This is a genomic window from Faecalibacterium sp. HTF-F (genome assembly GCF_023347535.1).
Taxonomy (GTDB): Bacteria; Bacillota; Clostridia; order Oscillospirales; family Ruminococcaceae; genus Faecalibacterium; species Faecalibacterium wellingii.
The window spans coordinates 618,625-634,218 of the sequence record NZ_CP094473.1 but is presented as its reverse complement, the minus strand read 5'-3'; the positions used below and the strand labels follow the sequence as shown (position 1 = coordinate 634,218).

Here is a 15,594-nt window from a genome sequence, read left to right as displayed (position 1 = left end):
GGTTTGCTCCATTCTCTCTCGGCCGCGGGCCGCTTATTTTACAAATCCTTTCAGGGTGTTGAGGCCGTTAATGGACATCAGCGTATGGGTTTTGACATCCAGCTCATCGTAGTGGGGCAATCCGCCTTCCACGCATTCGTCCAGCCAGTCCATCTCCATCAGCTCCTTGGGGCTGTAGAGGGTGGCTTCCGGCGAGTGCAGCACATGCCCCTGCGCGAACAGATCTTCCGGGAAGATGCGCAGATCATCCTCGTGCAGCATCTTTTCCATCAGATCCAGCAGCTGCAGGGTGCCTGCGGGCAGGTCTTTGTTGTAATCGATCTCCTCTGCACCGCTGCGCATGCCCCACCAGTAATTCACCGCCCGGGCACCGGCAGCATCGCTGTCCCATGCACCGTCAAAAATGGAACGCACGATCTCGATATAAAACGTATCCCACCGCCACACGGGCAGGCCCAGCGGCTGCAAGCTGCCGTCCGGCATGCGGCGCACAAGGCCGTAATCCCGATGGGTGCCTTCCGGCTCGCGGTTATCGCGGGCATAGAAGATCTCCACATCCTGCCGGTCGGAGAAATCCAGCGGATGCGCCGGGTCCTGCAGGCAGGCCCAGCGCAGCACCACTTTTGCCTCCGGCCGCACGGTCTTCAGGCCCTGCGCAAAGGCATTTACCGCCGCTGGGATGCCATACACCGGGTTTGCCGCCACATAGCCCACGCGGTCGGTCTTTGCCATCACGCCGGCCAGCATTCCCAGCAGATAGGTCACTTCATACATGCGGGGATAGTAGGTGCGCACCAGCGGATGCGGCGCGTTGAGCGAGCAGTTCAGGATGCGGGTCTTGGGGTGCTGGGCCGCCACCTTCAGGCAGGCGGTATGCATCCGGGCACTTGAGGTGAACACCACGTCGGCATTGTCGTGGGCCACATCCTCCAGCACCTGCTCCGCATCCACCTCGGGCTCGATGTTCTCTTTGCGGGTGATGAATACCCGGTCCGGGAACGCCTGCTGCAGCGCTTCGATGCCCTTGTCGTGGGCGCGTACCCATGCGCTGTTTTCGGCGTTGTGCTCGTGCAGAAACACCACCTTCAGCTCGCTGGGCTTTGTAAAGATGTTCAGCTTTGCCAGCAGCGGTTCGCCGGGGCCCTGCTTCGGCTCCAGCGAAAGGGCCACGGCCTGCGGCTCGGTGAGCACCTTCACTTCATCCCACAGCTTTTCCAGATTCTGCTTCATCTGGCTGGGCGTGCTCTCGCAGGCGTCCGCGTAACGGTAGACCGACAGATACACCAGCATGGCATCGCCGGCAGTCAGATTCAATCCGCCGCCGCCCAGAGCCAGAAACTGCTGGCGGAACATGGTATAGAAGGAGGAAAAGCTCAGCCGGTCATCATCCGTCCAGCTTTCTCCGCTGGCCTTGCACACCAGCGTCTGCAGTTTTGCGTAACCCCCCAGACGGGAGAAATGCACATCGTTAACCTTGGAGAGCTTGTAAAAATCCAGAAATTCGTAGTAGATACGGTTTTCCAGACTGTCGTTCCGTTCCGGGACGAGCCGCGTGACCGTGCCCGCGATCCTGACCGCATCAAAATACTTGAGCACCGATACCCGCTTGTTGCCTTCCTGGACATAGAATTTGTTCAGGAACTCGTAGGCGATGATGGGAGTGTGGATGCCCTCGTCCAAATGCGCATCGCAGAGGTTCGACCACTTGCCTGCAAACTCGGTGTCCGGCTCCAGCAGGGGCATAAAGTTCGGTGCAAAGGCGGTGTGACGGCCGCTGGTCTTTGTGCCGACGATGCTTTCCGCCGGGATCTCCACAAGGCCCAGCGGCTCCTGCGCCACAATGTTCACATTGACCAGAATATCGTCCAACACCGCCAGATACGGCGACTGGCCGCGCGCCACGCAGGCGCGGTAAGCACGCTGGCCGCTCTTCAGTGCGTTCTTGTAATCTTCCAGCATAGTTGCTCCTTTTTTTCAGCTGCAATGCGCTGCAGCCAGCTGCCGCAGCGTCCTGCTTCAGTATACCATGAAATTTGATTTTATGGGAGGATTTTCCGCACAAAAGAGTTGATTTATCCTGCACTTTCAGGTACGATAATAGAAAGTAATTGATGATAGGAGCAGCTCACCCATGCAGACCGAACAGATCCCCGTTCTCAAGGCCGACGAATACCCCGGCGGCATCTGGTATTACGAGCCCCATACATACCAGCCCTACCGCTATGTGCTAGGCCGTGTGGGCCGGCACCCGCTGGTGTGCATCGGCATCAACCCCAGCACCGCACAGCCCGGCGCACTGGACCCTACCCTGAAAAGTGTGGAGCGTCTTGCCGCCGCCAACGGCTTTGACAGCTGGATCATGTTCAATGTATATCCCCAGCGCGCCACCGACCCAAACGATATGGACCGCGTGCCGGACCGTGCCCTGTGCGACGAAAATCTGCGCTGGCTCCGGGCAGTTCTGGCCCAGACCGAACCCACCATGTGGGCGGCATGGGGCACCCTGATCGAAAAGCGGGACTACCTGCCCGGCCTGATGCGGGAAATGGTCGCCCTGACCCGGGAAAGGGAGATCCCATGGGTCACCTTTGGCCGGCGCAGCAAAAAGGGACATCCCCATCATCCGCTGTATCTGCGCAAGGATTCCACCCCGGAACCCTTTGATGTGGAAAACTATCTGGATACCTGCTTTTGACCTGTTGCCTGTTGTAAAAATTCCGACCTGATGCGGAGGGATCTGTTTTGACTGCAGAACATTATCACGCCCTGCACAGCTGGATGGATGCCCATCCCGCTGTCAGCCGCTGTGTGGTGGCGCTGGACCGCTGGCTGCCGCTCATCCCCTTTGTATGCTACCCCGTGCTGCTTTGCCTGCTGAATGTCCGGCTGTTCCATCTGCTGGGCAGTCAGGCTGCGCTGGACTTTATGGTGACCATTGCGCGTGCGGTGTTCGTACCGGGGTTCACCTTCTGGGGCGGCACCATCCTGCGCGATAAGCTCAATCTGCCCCGCCCCTATGAGCAGCCCGGCTTTGAGCCCTTGCGCCGCAAGGAAACAAAGGGACACTCCTTTCCCTCTCGTCATGCGCTGAGCGCCGCCGTGCTGGCCATGGTGTGGATGTACTTCTACCCGAAAGCCGGCTGGGCGATGGTGGGCATCACCGTGCTCATCTGCATCGGCCGGGTGCTGACCGGCGTGCATCACATCCGGGATGTCGTCGGCGGAGCCGTGCTGGGTTTTGCGTTGGGCTATGCGGGCATGTGGCTGCTGTAAAGGCCGGGTCTGGCAGGTTTTGAAAAAAGAGAAAAGAATTTTGCATTTTATGCTTGACAGAATGGGGACCATATGGTATTATACTTCTCGCAGCGTGTGCCGACACACAGCTGCCGCCATAAAGGAACCCAATGGGATAACAACGTGCGCCCGTAGCTCAGGTGGATAGAGCAACTGCCTTCTAAGCAGTGGGCCGGGGGTTCGAGTCCCTTCGGGCGCATCTATGTGGTGCCCATAGCGTAGTCGGTTAACGCGCCAGATTGTGGATCTGGAGACCGTGGGTTCGAGTCCCACTGGGCACCCCACCAAAAAGTCCGCTGTTTAACACAGCGGACTTTTTTTGTTGGTGGGGTACCCAGTGGGACTCGAACAGGGCGGCGGCGCGCAGCGACGCAGTCAAAGCCATAGTATGGCTTTGACTAGCCCGCGGGTCCCAATTAGTAGGAATGTCTACCAAGGGAGACGCCATGCTGATGCTTTGCATCGGCGGATTTTTTATTTGGCGGGGTGCCCAGTGGGACGAGAACAAGGCGGCTCTGACGCGTCAGCGGCAGAGCAACCAACAGCCCAGTGGGCTGTTGGTTAGCCTGCGGGTCCCAATCAGTAGGAATGTCTACCGTGGGAGAACTCTCTCCGGCGGGGTGCCCAGTGGAACTCTGCCCCGCGCCAATATTTTCTGCTAAAAAAGCATGTGCAGGCCCTTTGGAAAACTGTGGTTTCCCGGGGTCTGCACATGCTTTTTTGTTCAGCGCTTTTTCTTTATTGCAGTCAGCGCTTCATCTGCTGCAGGATCTGCGCGATCTCTGCACTGGAATAGCCATCCCTGCGCAGCGCACTGCTGATGCTGGTATCATTTTTGCCCTGACTGCGCATCAGCATCGCCATGTAGGGCACCGTCACGTTCCGAGAGGTGTCGCTGCTCAGACGGGTGGCGCTGCTTGTGCTGCGGTTGGCCGTACCGGAAGAGCTGCCGCTGCCCGCGCTGCCGGAAGCCACCGTGCCGGATGCCGCACTGCCCGCCCGGCTGGCCTTCTGGGCCGCATTGTTCTTTTTCAGATTCCACTCGCCCATTGCAATGTTCAGCTTCTGGCTGGTGACATCGTTGTTGAACTTCTGCTGATTGAGCTTGTCCTGATATTCCCGCTCGCTGGCCTCATTTTCATAGAGCTGCTGCCTCAGGCTGTCCTGATACTGCCGCTCCTGCAGCTGCTGGTTCCACTGGGTGTCGGCACGGTCTGCCTCGTACTGGCGGTTGCCGGAATAGATGTTGTAGCCGGTGTTCAGCAGTCCACTGACCATGGAACCCAGACCCGTGGTGCCGCTGAGGGCGATCTGCACCACATCGCCCAGTACACCCAGTGCAGTCACCACATTGTTGAACGTCTGCTGGCGCCGTGCTGCCTGCTGCTGCTCCTGTGCGCTGTAGTAGTCGTGCAGCGTGCCCAGCTGGTTCAGGTAGTCCTGATACTGTCCGTAGTCCTGCGCATATGCATTGTTGTAGGCTTCGCCCTTCTGCTGCAGCTGGGTGTAGTAATCCGACAGCCGGTCGTTGTACAGCTGCTGTGCATCCTGCTCACTGCTGTTCAGCTGGTCCAGCTGGCTCACCAGCTCGTTGCCGCCGCTGGTATAGGTGTCCAGCGCCAGACTGTACAGCGTAGGGATGGCACTGCTCAGCGCGCCGATCTGCTGCTGGTATGCCTGCTGCGCCACACTTGCGGCATAGCTGGAGCCGTAGCCTCCGGTCAGTGCTGCCGCCTGTGCCGCAGCATCCGCACTGGCGTTGTGGGCGTTCTGCAGATAGTTCTGCTCGTACTGACGGTAGAGCGGGTCTTTGGTGTAGCTGTACTGGAAGCTCCCACGCTGCAGCAACTGGCCCAGAAGCTGGTCGATCTTGTCCTGATAGCGGCTCTCGTAGTCGTCGGGGCGGTTCGTCTGCCATTCCTTCAGGGCATTCTCTGCACTCGTCACCGTCTGACTGGGCTTATAGCTGGCATTTGCCAGTGCATTTTCCACCTCCGAGCGGCTGCCCAGTCCCGCAGCCGAATAACCGCTTTGCGCCGCCGACAGACCATTTTCCTCCGTCTGTGCCTGCACCGCAGCAAGCGCTTCGTCCTGTTTCTTTTTGTTTGCCATAAAAACTCCTTTTCTTACAGATCCTGCAGTCTGGTACGCAGTTCCTCTGACATGTTTTCGGTATCCAGATTGCTCAGCACATATTGCAGCTGTTCCTGCAGCTGGTACAGATAGCTGCGCAGTGCGCGGGCGTCCTCCGGGTCCATGTTCTCACTGAGCTTGGGCAGACCGATCTTATTGATGCCCATTACGCTTGCCATTTTTCACACCTCCCCGCCTGTAATGCCGCCTTTGGCAGCGGCCACTGTTTTTGCAATGCTGCGCAGGGTGATCTGTCCCCTGCCCTTCAGGCGCAGCCGCAACGTACCGTGCCGCCGGGGAACGAACGGCATATCGTAGCTCCGGCGCACATTCTGCGCAGCCAGCTCTGCCACCGTTTCCCAGGGGCCTCCGTCATAGCTTGCCGCCACCGTCACCGTGCTGCCGCATTCGGCATCCAGCCGCAGCGTCAGCCGGGAAAGATACCGGTCCTCTGCACCGTCCAGACCAATGTCTCCCGTGACCAGTTCAAAGTTCAGCTTTTCCTCCACGCCGTCCGTACTCTGCCAGTCGGTCTCGCGGCTGGGGTCTGCGGCCCACAGGGCCTGACCGTCCCACAGGTAAAGCTGTCCGCCGGTGCTGGTCATTTCGTAGGAGCAGACATCCTCCTCGCTCCAGAGCGCACGTTCGGTATCATAGACCAGCAGCCTTGCCACACCTTCCCCCGCTGCCGCGCGGGCAATGTGCAGGTAATACCGGCCATCCAGCGCGCCGCCCACTGCGCTCTGTACATTAGAAAGGCGTCCCGAATCCAGCACACCGGACACCTTGGTGGGGATGCTGCCGTCCCATGCCATCACGCCGTCCGGCGAAAGATAATACAGCGTCTCATTCAGCACACACAGGCTGCGGGCCGCGTTTTTAGCCACGCCCCTGCAGCGCAGGGATGTGAGCTGAAAGTCCGAGGGCTTGGAGCCGTAGAGCTTGTGCAGGGTGTTCTCCTTAAAAAACAGCGCATAACCCATGCAGGTGGCCGCTCCGGTAAACGCCCCATCGCTGCCCACCGTGACGGCATAGCTGTCCGCTGCGATGCCCCGGTAGGAGAACCAGTTGGTGGGGTCGCCCAGTTTACAGGCATAGATCACGTTTTCCTTGCTGCTGCAGCCCCACACCCGGTTGTCACACTCGGTGATGTAGTCCAGATCCGGCACGCGGCGTTCTATCCGCACCGGCGTGCTCACCGCAAAGCTGCGGGTCTCTTTGCCGTCCAGACTGGTCCACCGGGCACTGTCCGCGCCCTGCACCAGTGTGCCGTAAAAGCATTCACCCTTCGGTGTCACCTTCACCCGCAGGCCGTTTTCCAGCAGATCATACACCACCAGATCGCCGTTCAGTTCTTCCCACATCCCGGCCTGCTGCGCCGCCGTGCCCGACACCGTCACAGTGTCCCACTGGGCAAACAGCTTCTGTGCACCTGCTGCCGTGATGCGGCAATAGTCCAGCGGCACTGCCGTCCAGTTGCCGGAGGATGTGCTGTACACCTCCAGCGTGCCGGTGCTGCTCCACGGGTGTTCCTCATCCTCCACCTTTAAAAACAGCTGCCCGTCTGCAGGCTTTTCCGGTTCCTCCTTGCCATAGCTGTCTGGCTGATAGGTCTTGCCCGCAGCATCACAGGGCGTAAACTGCACGCTCTGACCCTCTGCCTTCCATACTGCGCCCAGCGCAGAAACGCTGCCGTCTGCCGTATCAAAGGCCAGCTTGTCCGGAAAGATCAGGATCTTTGTGCCGATGCCTACCAACGCCTTGCGGCTGTCGGATACCGCATTCGTGCAGCTCACCGTGTCGGCCCCGGCATCGTCCGGGGTATAAATGATATCCTTCCCGCAGATGGTCAGCAGACCGTTCAGGTGGTACATGCCGTTCAGGCCGGTCAGTGCGTGCAGCTTCCGGCGGGGCTTGCGGGTGCTCAGGGCGGGAAAATCCCTTGCCGAAAAATTCACACCCGCGCTGTACTCTGCTTCCGAGCAGGCGTAGGTCTCGTTCAGCCCGCCGAACACCCGCACAAGGCTGCGGCTGTTTGCAAGCTTTGTCCGGTTTGCAAGGACCATATCCACCACCTCCTTACCAGCGCCACTGAACGGCGGTCAGCGGCGGATAGGTGCGCCGCAGCCACGCCGCAAGGTCGGCCAGAATACTGTTGTACTGCGCCTGTTCCCCGGCATAGCGGTCGGTCTCCCCAAGGGCCGCATCGGTCATGGCACACAGATAGTGGGGATACATTGCGTCAAAGGGTGCCGGAGCCAGCAGGACATCTTCATCCTGCAGGCTGTCATCCCATGCAAGGTCTGCGCCTACATCGTTGTAGGCATCCGTGATGCTGTGTTTGAAAAAGCGTTCCCGCAGCATGGCATCTGCCTCCCGCAGCCACGCCTGCCGGGTAGACAGTGCAATGCGGCTGCCCGGGCGCAGCTCTTCGGCGCGCTCCAGCGCCTGTCCTACAGTCATAGATCTCACTCCTTTTCTGAAAAAGCCCGGCCGGGCAGCTGCTCCCAGCCGGGCTTCCTTTCTTCAGATTACTGTGCGGCGTTTTCCGCTGCCGCGATGCGGGCGGCGGTCAGCTCGTCCTGCATCTGGCTGTGCTCCAGCACCTCAGCCACCTCGGGCGGCACTTCCACCTCCACGCCCCGGCGGATCTTATAGTTCACGCCGTTGACGCTGACGAACAGGTCGCCCTTGTAGCGGCTGTTGTCCTTGAACAGCCGGATACGCACATTTTTCTTTTCAGCCATGGTTCACACCTCCTCAGTTGGCAGCAGCCGAAGCGGAATAGCTGGATGCGCTCTCGATGCGCACCATGTACTGCTCCACCAGACGCTCTGCCGCACGCATGCCCTTCCAGCCCACGGAAGCACGCTGGTTCAGCGGGTCGTCGCCGTAGCCCAGCTGCTTGACGATGTGCTCCAGACCGCCGCCCTCCAGCTCGGTGACACCGTAGGCATGGGCACCCAGCACCAGCGTACCGAACACAGCCAGACCGGTGGGGCAGGTGTCGTCCTTCCAGATCTTGGCCTCGCTGGTCTCGATAAAGCGGATATTGCCCAGCTTGCCGATCTCGCCGCGGAACATGGTGTCCGGGTCGGCGTACTTGTGCACCTCAATGAACTCCTTGCTGGTTTTGAGGTCGTAGGCGGCATAGGGGTGGATGATGGCGATGTAGCTGTCGCCGATGGGGTCCGCATTCATGGCACCCAGCTGTGCCGCCGCCTGGAAGAACAGCTTCGGGGTCAGGGTGCAGGTCTTGTCCAGCGCCTTGCGGCTGGTCACAGCAGTCTCGGCACCATCTGCCGCCAGCTTGGGCGCATAGATGACGTTGGTGCCGCCTGCCAGCACATCGCGGGTGATGCTGTCCATGGTGCGGCCCGCCTGACTTGCCAGCACACGGGTGGCCTGCACCACATTGTTGTCGATGGCAGTCATCTGCAGTACATCGGTCAGCGGGGTCCAGCCGCCGTACTGGTGCAGGTCGCTGGTAATGGTGGTCACGTTCAGGGTCTGGCCATTGGGGGTCACGCCCTCGGTCAGCGGAGTGGACGCCTTGGGCAGGCTGTCATACTTGCGGAACTCGATGGTCTTGCCGCCGTTCTGGGGCACCGGGTAGTAGTCCGCAAACTGGTCGTGCACCAGACGCGGCTCAGCCTGATCGATGAGACGCTTCTCGTAGAAGGTCTTCATTTCCTGCGACATGGTCGCGGTGGTGTTCAGGTTCTCGGCAAACAGCTGGATGTTGAAAGTGTGGTTCATAGTCTGGTTCCTTTCTCTTGTCAAAACGTTACAGTTCGATCTGTGCTCCGTGGAGCACACGGCGTTCCAGTGCTTCGCGCTGGGCGCGGGTCATGCTGGCAACGTCCGGGCGGACGGTGGCCGCACCGCCGGGACGGATGCCGTTTTCGGTGGGCCGTGCGGCGCGCTGCTGGATCCGCTCCACCACCCCCTGTTCCACCGCCTGTGCAGCGGTGCGCAGGTTTTCATCGTAATGGGTCAGGCGGTAGGCGTCCTGCACCCGCATCCCGGGCAGCTGCATCAGACGGCGCATTTCCGGGCTGCGCAGTTCCTTCTGCAAATTGAAGTCCGGCTGGCTGCGGCGCATGGCCGCTTCTTCTGCCGCCCAGCGGGCGTGCAGGCCCTGCACTGCCGTCCGGGTGCTGCAGGCAAGGCCGGACAGCGGTGGCAGCTCCGGGCGCTGAACGGGCGGCTCAGGCCGGGCTTCCGGTTCCGGCTGGGGCGCAGCGGGCACGGCAGGTGCGGCTTCACCGGGCTTCATGGTGCCGGAAGCGACTGCCTGCCGGGTCTGTGCTTCGCTCAGGGCCGGGGGCGCAGGAGCGGCATCTCCTTCTGCAAAGAGCTGCAGGTCCATCATGCTCTTCTCGCCCCGGCGGCTCACATCCGCAAAGCGGACATTCTCCGGGTAGCGCTCAGCCAGCAGTGCAAAGCAGGCCTTGGCCAGTTCAAAGGCACCCTGCACCCATTCTGCGCAGGGCGCGTCTGCCTGCACCGCCAGACGCGGGCCGTCCGGCTCGTCAAAGGCATCGCTGCGGGCACTCTCTTCGCCTGCCAGCAGGCACACAAGCCCCTGCATCACGGTGCTGGCACCGGCGCATACGATGTCCTGCCCGGCAGGCGCATAGCCTGCGTGACCGGCAGCTTCCAACCGGCAACTGATCCCGGCCGGGGTATCCATTTCGCTGTAAACAACCTTCATCATAAAAATTCACCTCCTTTTCAATGTAGATCCATGGCTCTTGCGGCAGCGGCCACCGGCAGTGCGCTGCCAAGGCCCGCCAGCTTTGTGGCTGCAGCCTGCCCGTTTTTCTGCGTGAACGCGCTGCTCACGCTGCGGGTCAGGCCATCGGCATCGCTCTGGCCGCTGCCCTGCATCTCGATCACCGCCGCCATCCGCACCATCTGGTCCTGCAGCTGTGCCAGCTGCTGGGCAAGGGTGCCGTTCTGCCGCACCCGCTGGCGCACTTTCTCGATGCCTTCAAAATCCATCATGTCCAGTGCCGCAAGGGCGGCATCGGAATTCTCCGGCTTGAAAAAGCCCAGCTGATAGCATTCTTTTGCGGTCTCGTTCTGGGAAAGGCGGCTGAAGGTGCTCTTCTTGGCGGCACTGACTACGATGTCAAAGACCGGTTCCCGGCTGCCCAGCTCCACGCCGCCCACGCTGCCGCCGGGCACAGCCCGCAGCGCCTGCGCCGAGAAGGGCACGAACCGGTTCTCGCCGCTCTCGCCCACGATGCGGAACACCCGCTGTTCGTCGTAGAACTGGCGCATCAGCTCGATGATCAGGTAGCACTGCTTGGCAAAGGCGCGGTAGGCGCTCTTGAGCATATCGCGGGAAAGCTTTGAGCCTGCCTCCTGCAAGGCCGCAATGGCGCTGGCTGCGGTCACACCGCCGGCAGTTCCACCCTGCGTCATATCCCGGTTGCCGCTGATCTCCTTCAGCTCCTCAATGCGGCTCTGGCGGTAGCTCAGGCTGTTGCCCTGCAGGCCGGCCGTCTGCAGGGGACGGAAGCTGTCGTCGTTCAGACGGCCCACCACATGCACGATGTCCCGGCTGAAATCGGCCAGCTCTTCCTCGTTGACCCCTGCCGTGTCGCTGAGCACATACCGCTGCTTTGCACTCAGCAGCACGTTCTCGTCCATGGCATGGTTCATCTTGTCAATGGCCGTCTGGCAGTCCTTCATCACATCGATGTAGCCAAAGCCCGCCGGGCTGTCCTCCTCCACGAACAGCGGGTCAAATACAAAGGGGTACTGTCCGTGGTCGTACAGGCCGCTTTCTGCCAGCGCCGGGTCGTTCTGGCTGGCGTACAGCACCACGCCGTTGCAGAACTTGCAGTAGTGCAGCACCATGCGTCCACTGGCATCCGGCCGCTTATAGTACCAGTCCACCACCACGCTCTTGGTGCTGGTGTCCTGCCCTTCATCGTGGATGTACCGGGGCACATCCAGCACACTGGCGGTGCGGCCCCGCAGCTGCGGATACCGGGCGCTCAGCTGGGCCGTATCCTCAAGGCTCAGACTGAAAAAGTCCGGCGACGCCTGAATATCTGCTGCGCCCGGCTCCCAGTAGAGCATCAGCAGGTTCACGCTGCGCACCGCAATGTCGCCGATGCCGCCGCGCATTGCCGGGTCCCAGAAGATGCCGGTCACGCCGGTGCCTGTCTTGAGCTTGCGCCACCAGCAGTCGCTGTACACCTGCTCGTAGTCGGCCTGTTCCAGCACCACCGGCAATACGCTGGAAAGTGCCCGTGCGGTGTCCTCGTCATCTGCCGACCGGGGCAGCACGTTGGGCTCCGGGTAGTTGTCCATGGCGTCCGCATGCTTGTTGGCAATGCTGTTGAACAGCCATCCGCTGGAGGGCTGGGCCTTGCCGGGCATCATGGGGTTCTGGTAATTCTTCCAGTGGCCCATGCGGAACCACAGCTCGTTGTCCACAATGCGCTTGTCCAGCGCGGCCTTGCCCGCCTTGTAGCGCTGCAGCGTCTGCATGGCCTCGGCCACCTGTGCTTCGCCCACCGGCAGGCTCTCGTTCTCATAATCGTCCATCGCGTTTCTCCTTTAAATTCTGTAAAATCTTGCCTGTTTGTGCAGCTCCAGCGGGTCGTCCTGCAGGGGCGGCGCAGCGCAGCGGCAGGGTGGACTGATGGGATTTTCCATCAGCACATAGCGGCACTCGTCATAGATGTGATCCTCCTGCCGGGTGTCGATGTCCTCCACATTGCTCTCATCGTACACAAGGTTCGGGATGGTGCGGATGAAGTGTTTGCAGGTGTTGAAGACCTGCAGCATCGGCCTGCCGTCCGTGTCAAAGTTCAGCCGGTAGTGGAACTGCATCTTTCCGGCCAGACGGGTGTGGTCGCCGGGGGCCCAGTGCAAAAAGCCGGGTGCCCGCTCCATCATGGCAGCAATGCTCTCGCCGCGGCTCTCATCAAAGATGGCCGGGTCAGCAATGCCGTGGATCACCCTGCCCCGCAGCAGAGGGTCGTTCTGCTCTGCCTCCCGGATGCGCCGGGCCTGTTCCACCGGGTCGATACGCAGGCCCTCGTTGGGGCGGCCCGTGCAGCCGTACAGCTCCCGGATACGGTAGAGCCGCCCGTCCTCATCCGCAGCGTACCACCCCACCGAGAAGGGCTTCGAGAAGCCAAAATCGAACCCCCGGTAGATGGTCCAGTGCTTCGGGATGGTGAAGGGTGCGATGACATGCGTCCAGCGCTGATCCTGATAATGGGCCGGGTCGTTGCGCCACTCGGTAAACACCTGACCACTGAAGCTGTCCCAGCTGCCATAGAGCAGGGCCTGCTTTTCCGCCTCCGGCATACTGGCAAGGCTTGCAAGGTAGCCGGGATCGTTGGCCAGCAGGGCGGGGTTATCAAAGATGCTGGACGGGATGAACACCCGCGAGCGCTGCAGTTTCTGCTCGGTGCCGTCCGGCAGCCTGACTGTGTATTCCTCCACAATGGGCGTACCGGGTGGTGCCGGCGTGATGAACCTTGCCTTCACCCACCCGTGGCCGATGCCGCCGGGATTGGTGGTGGCCCGCATGTACACCCGGGTGCCCGGGCCGGTGGGACGGTTGCGGCTCATCATGTAGCTGTACTCTTCCCATTCAAAGTGGGTCAGCTCGTCAAAGCCGATAAAATCGAAGGCCTTGCCCTGATAGTTGGTGCGGTCCTTGGTGTACTGCATGGAGCCAAAATAGATTTTTGCCCCGCTGGGGAAGTTCCACACATGGGTGGTGGCGTTGTACTGCGCCTGCGGAAAAGCCCTGCGGTAGTACATCTGGCTTTTGTCCACCAGATCGGAAAGCTGCGGGTAGGTCTTGCGCAGGATCAGCGCCCGGTAGTGTGGGATATGCACCTGCCGCAGCGCTTCAATGATGAGCGCATCGCTTTTTCCGCCGCCTGCCGCACCGCCGTACAGCGCTTCCGGCTCCGGGCGGCGCATGAACTCGGCCTGTCTGGGTTGTGGCCGCCAGACCACCGGCGCTCTTGCTTCCTGTGTGCTCATGTTTCTTCCTCCACGGGCGGCAGGATCACCACGCCGCATCCTGTGCCCTCTGTCTGCGTGCCCTGATCGTTCAGGGTCTTGGCCACAGCGGCCAGATCCTTGAGCACCGCCGTGGCCTCCTTGAGGCCCTTGATGGTGCTGCCGTCTGCCGCGCCCGTTTTCTTTGCTGCCTTTTGGCGGGCATTCAGCTCCCGGACCTCCTGCGCCAGCAGGGTGCTCAGGGTGTCGGTGGCCCGGCTCAGGCTTTCCAGCCCTTTGGCCTGTTTTATCTGCCCCATGGTGTGGGTATCAGCTCCTTTCTGCCCCGATGTGCTGGGCTATGGCAAAAGGATACCACCGTCTGCCGCATTCCGACAGGGTGTACTTTTTCAGGGCCGAACGGTATATTTAATTCGCAAAAGTCCTTGCAGTATAACAAAGTTGTATTTTAAACAACGTTATCCTGTCATTTTTTGAAAGCAGTGTATTTTTCCACGCGAAACCTGTGGCAAATCTCCCGGAAACGTTTAAAGTCATACTCATTTGCGATTTTTGGACAAAAAATGAAAAAAGTGTGTTTATTTTGTGGACAAACACAAGCGGAACATGCTACAATAGCTTTTGTTCTTTCCCGCCGCACGCACCGGCGGGATGTTTTGGGAGCTGTGTTTATAAGCAGGGTGCGCCGAACGGATGCGGGCACCCCCCTTCAGGCGGTGTGCTGTGTTTATAAAAACGGCTTCTTATTTAAAATCAGGAGGTTCTTCATGTTAGAAAACATCTTTCATCTGAAAGAAAACCACACCGATGCCAAGACCGAGATCATGGCTGGTATCACCACCTTCATGACCATGGCCTACATCCTTGCGGTCAACCCCAATATCCTGTCCGCCTCGGGCATGGATTCCGAGGCTGTTCTGATCGCCACCGCGCTGGCATCCTTTGTTGGAACTGCGCTTATGGCTCTGCTTGCCAACTATCCGTTTGCACTGGCTCCCGGCATGGGCCTGAACGCCTACTTCTCCTACACGGTCGTTCTCACCATGGGTTACAGCTGGCAGCTGGCCCTGATGGCCGTCTTTGTGGAGGGCATCATCTTCATCGTGCTGTCCCTCACCAATGTCCGTGAGGGCATCTTCAACGCCATTCCCATGACCCTGAAGAGTGCCGTCAGCGTGGGCATCGGCCTGTTCGTTGCTTTTGTCGGTCTGCAGAACGCAAAGCTGATCGTCAATAGCGATTCTACCCTCGTCACCTACCAGCACTTCAAGGGCGAGACCTTCTCCAGCGTGGGCATGGGCGCGATCCTTGCCCTGTTGGGTATTGTGATCACCGCCATCCTGCTGGTAAAGAAGGTCAAGGGCGGCATCCTGTACGGCATCCTTATCACATGGGTGCTGGGCATCCTCTGCGAGATCGCCGGCATCTATGTTCCCAACCCCGACGCAGGCATGTACTCCGTCATTCCCACCGCCTTCGTCAGCTTCGACTTCTCCGCGCTGGGCAAGACCTTTGGTCAGGTGTTCAAGACCGATTTCTCCGGCGTTGGCATCCTGAACTTCTTTGCCGTCATGTTCTCCTTCCTGTTCGTTGACCTGTTCGATACGCTGGGCACCCTGATCGGTGTTGCCTCCAAGGCCGACATGCTGGACGAGGACGGCAAGCTGCCCCACATCAAGGGCGCACTGATGGCCGACTCCATCGCCACCTGCGCAGGCGCTGTGCTGGGCACTTCCACCACCACCACCTTCGTGGAGAGCGCTTCCGGCGTCACCGAAGGCGGCCGCACCGGTCTGACCGCTATGACCACCGGCATCCTGTTCCTGCTGGCCACCATCTTCAGCCCGCTGTTCCTCACCATCCCGTCCTTTGCAACGGCTCCTGCCCTGATCATCGTGGGCTTCTACATGATGGGCTCTGCCGTCAAGATCGACTTCAACGACCCCAGCGAGGGCATCCCCGCTTTCCTCACCATTCTGGCCATGCCCACTGCCTACAGCATCTCTGAGGGCATCGCCATCGGCGTCATCTCCTGGACCATCATCAATGTCGCCACCGGCAAGGCCAAGGAAAAGAAGATCAGCCCGCTGATGTACGTGCTGACCGTACTGTTCATCCTCAAGTACGTGTTCCTCTAAGCCGCTGATCTTACCGCAAGCA

The 15,594-nt window shown here is 60.3% G+C and carries 14 protein-coding genes and 2 tRNA genes; 5 read left to right on the top strand and 11 right to left on the bottom strand.

What is annotated here, in order from left to right; all coding sequences use genetic code 11:
• Positions 1-33: 33 nt before the first annotated feature.
• Positions 34-1,959, bottom strand: coding sequence for a BMP family ABC transporter substrate-binding protein (locus tag MTP37_RS02960; RefSeq protein WP_249238138.1), 1,926 nt, complete (start codon positions 1,957-1,959; stop codon positions 34-36).
• 172 nt (positions 1,960-2,131) lie between these two features.
• Here MTP37_RS02960 and MTP37_RS02955 point away from each other — a divergent pair, with 172 nt between their 5' ends.
• From MTP37_RS02955 to MTP37_RS02940, 4 genes are all read left to right on the top strand, one after another.
• The gene (locus tag MTP37_RS02955) at positions 2,132-2,695 is read left to right on the top strand and encodes a DUF1643 domain-containing protein (protein ID WP_249238137.1); all 564 of its coding nucleotides are present in this window, start codon (positions 2,132-2,134) and stop codon (positions 2,693-2,695) included.
• Positions 2,696-2,742: 47 nt separating this feature from the next.
• Positions 2,743-3,273, top strand: coding sequence for a phosphatase PAP2 family protein (locus tag MTP37_RS02950; protein WP_249238136.1), 531 nt, complete (start codon positions 2,743-2,745; stop codon positions 3,271-3,273).
• A 146-nt stretch (positions 3,274-3,419) separates the two neighbouring features.
• Positions 3,420-3,493 (top strand) — tRNA-Arg (locus MTP37_RS02945).
• A gap of 8 nt (positions 3,494-3,501) precedes the next feature.
• A tRNA-His gene (locus MTP37_RS02940) sits at positions 3,502-3,578 on the top strand.
• 463 nt (positions 3,579-4,041) lie between these two features.
• On the opposite strand, the gene MTP37_RS02935 is transcribed toward MTP37_RS02940, so the two are convergent.
• The 10 genes from MTP37_RS02935 to MTP37_RS02890 all read right to left on the bottom strand — a co-directional run bounded on the left by MTP37_RS02935 (position 4,042) and on the right by MTP37_RS02890 (position 13,733).
• Positions 4,042-5,406, bottom strand: a complete 1,365-nt coding sequence (locus MTP37_RS02935) for a cell envelope biogenesis protein TolA (RefSeq protein WP_249238135.1) — start codon at positions 5,404-5,406, stop codon at positions 4,042-4,044.
• A gap of 14 nt (positions 5,407-5,420) precedes the next feature.
• Positions 5,421-5,606: a hypothetical protein gene (locus MTP37_RS02930; protein WP_249238134.1), complete on the bottom strand. Its 186-nt coding sequence runs from the start codon at positions 5,604-5,606 to the stop codon at positions 5,421-5,423.
• A gap of 3 nt (positions 5,607-5,609) precedes the next feature.
• Entirely contained in the window at positions 5,610-7,493 is a 1,884-nt protein-coding gene (locus MTP37_RS02925; protein ID WP_249238133.1) for a hypothetical protein, read from the bottom strand.
• A 13-nt stretch (positions 7,494-7,506) separates the two neighbouring features.
• Entirely contained in the window at positions 7,507-7,890 is a 384-nt protein-coding gene (locus MTP37_RS02920) for a hypothetical protein (protein ID WP_249238132.1), read from the bottom strand.
• A 68-nt stretch (positions 7,891-7,958) separates the two neighbouring features.
• Positions 7,959-8,174 (bottom strand): hypothetical protein, encoded by a 216-nt coding sequence (locus tag MTP37_RS02915; RefSeq protein WP_097775085.1) that lies wholly within the window; start codon positions 8,172-8,174, stop codon positions 7,959-7,961.
• Between the two features lie 13 nt (positions 8,175-8,187).
• Entirely contained in the window at positions 8,188-9,186 is a 999-nt protein-coding gene (locus MTP37_RS02910; protein WP_249238131.1) for a N4-gp56 family major capsid protein, read from the bottom strand.
• Between the two features lie 28 nt (positions 9,187-9,214).
• The gene (locus MTP37_RS02905) at positions 9,215-10,147 is read right to left on the bottom strand and encodes a ribosomal-processing cysteine protease Prp (RefSeq protein ID WP_249238130.1); all 933 of its coding nucleotides are present in this window, start codon (positions 10,145-10,147) and stop codon (positions 9,215-9,217) included.
• Positions 10,148-10,164: 17 nt separating this feature from the next.
• Positions 10,165-11,994: a portal protein gene (locus MTP37_RS02900; RefSeq protein ID WP_249238129.1), complete on the bottom strand. Its 1,830-nt coding sequence runs from the start codon at positions 11,992-11,994 to the stop codon at positions 10,165-10,167.
• A 12-nt stretch (positions 11,995-12,006) separates the two neighbouring features.
• Entirely contained in the window at positions 12,007-13,455 is a 1,449-nt protein-coding gene (locus MTP37_RS02895; RefSeq protein WP_249238128.1) for a phage terminase large subunit, read from the bottom strand.
• Complete coding sequence (locus MTP37_RS02890) at positions 13,452-13,733, bottom strand: chemotaxis protein (protein WP_249238127.1); 282 nt, start codon at positions 13,731-13,733, stop codon at positions 13,452-13,454. The genes MTP37_RS02895 and MTP37_RS02890 overlap by 4 nt, the downstream gene beginning before the upstream one ends.
• Before the next feature lie 468 nt (positions 13,734-14,201).
• On the opposite strand from MTP37_RS02890, the gene MTP37_RS02885 reads away from it, so the two are divergent.
• Positions 14,202-15,572: an NCS2 family permease gene (locus MTP37_RS02885; protein ID WP_249238126.1), complete on the top strand. Its 1,371-nt coding sequence runs from the start codon at positions 14,202-14,204 to the stop codon at positions 15,570-15,572.
• The last annotated feature ends 22 nt before the right edge of the window (positions 15,573-15,594 follow it).

Coding starts and splice junctions, on each gene's coding strand:
- MTP37_RS02960 (WP_249238138.1), bottom strand. CDS start 1,959: ATGCTGGAAGATTACAAGAACGCACTGAAGAGCGGCCAGCGTGCTTAC.
- MTP37_RS02955 (WP_249238137.1), top strand. CDS start 2,132: ATGCAGACCGAACAGATCCCCGTTCTCAAGGCCGACGAATACCCCGGC.
- MTP37_RS02935 (WP_249238135.1), bottom strand. CDS start 5,406: ATGGCAAACAAAAAGAAACAGGACGAAGCGCTTGCTGCGGTGCAGGCA.
- MTP37_RS02930 (WP_249238134.1), bottom strand. CDS start 5,606: ATGGCAAGCGTAATGGGCATCAATAAGATCGGTCTGCCCAAGCTCAGT.
- MTP37_RS02925 (WP_249238133.1), bottom strand. CDS start 7,493: ATGGTCCTTGCAAACCGGACAAAGCTTGCAAACAGCCGCAGCCTTGTG.
- MTP37_RS02920 (WP_249238132.1), bottom strand. CDS start 7,890: ATGACTGTAGGACAGGCGCTGGAGCGCGCCGAAGAGCTGCGCCCGGGC.
- MTP37_RS02915 (WP_097775085.1), bottom strand. CDS start 8,174: ATGGCTGAAAAGAAAAATGTGCGTATCCGGCTGTTCAAGGACAACAGC.
- MTP37_RS02910 (WP_249238131.1), bottom strand. CDS start 9,186: ATGAACCACACTTTCAACATCCAGCTGTTTGCCGAGAACCTGAACACC.
- MTP37_RS02905 (WP_249238130.1), bottom strand. CDS start 10,147: ATGATGAAGGTTGTTTACAGCGAAATGGATACCCCGGCCGGGATCAGT.
- MTP37_RS02900 (WP_249238129.1), bottom strand. CDS start 11,994: ATGGACGATTATGAGAACGAGAGCCTGCCGGTGGGCGAAGCACAGGTG.
- MTP37_RS02895 (WP_249238128.1), bottom strand. CDS start 13,455: ATGAGCACACAGGAAGCAAGAGCGCCGGTGGTCTGGCGGCCACAACCC.
- MTP37_RS02890 (WP_249238127.1), bottom strand. CDS start 13,733: ATGGGGCAGATAAAACAGGCCAAAGGGCTGGAAAGCCTGAGCCGGGCC.
- MTP37_RS02885 (WP_249238126.1), top strand. CDS start 14,202: ATGTTAGAAAACATCTTTCATCTGAAAGAAAACCACACCGATGCCAAG.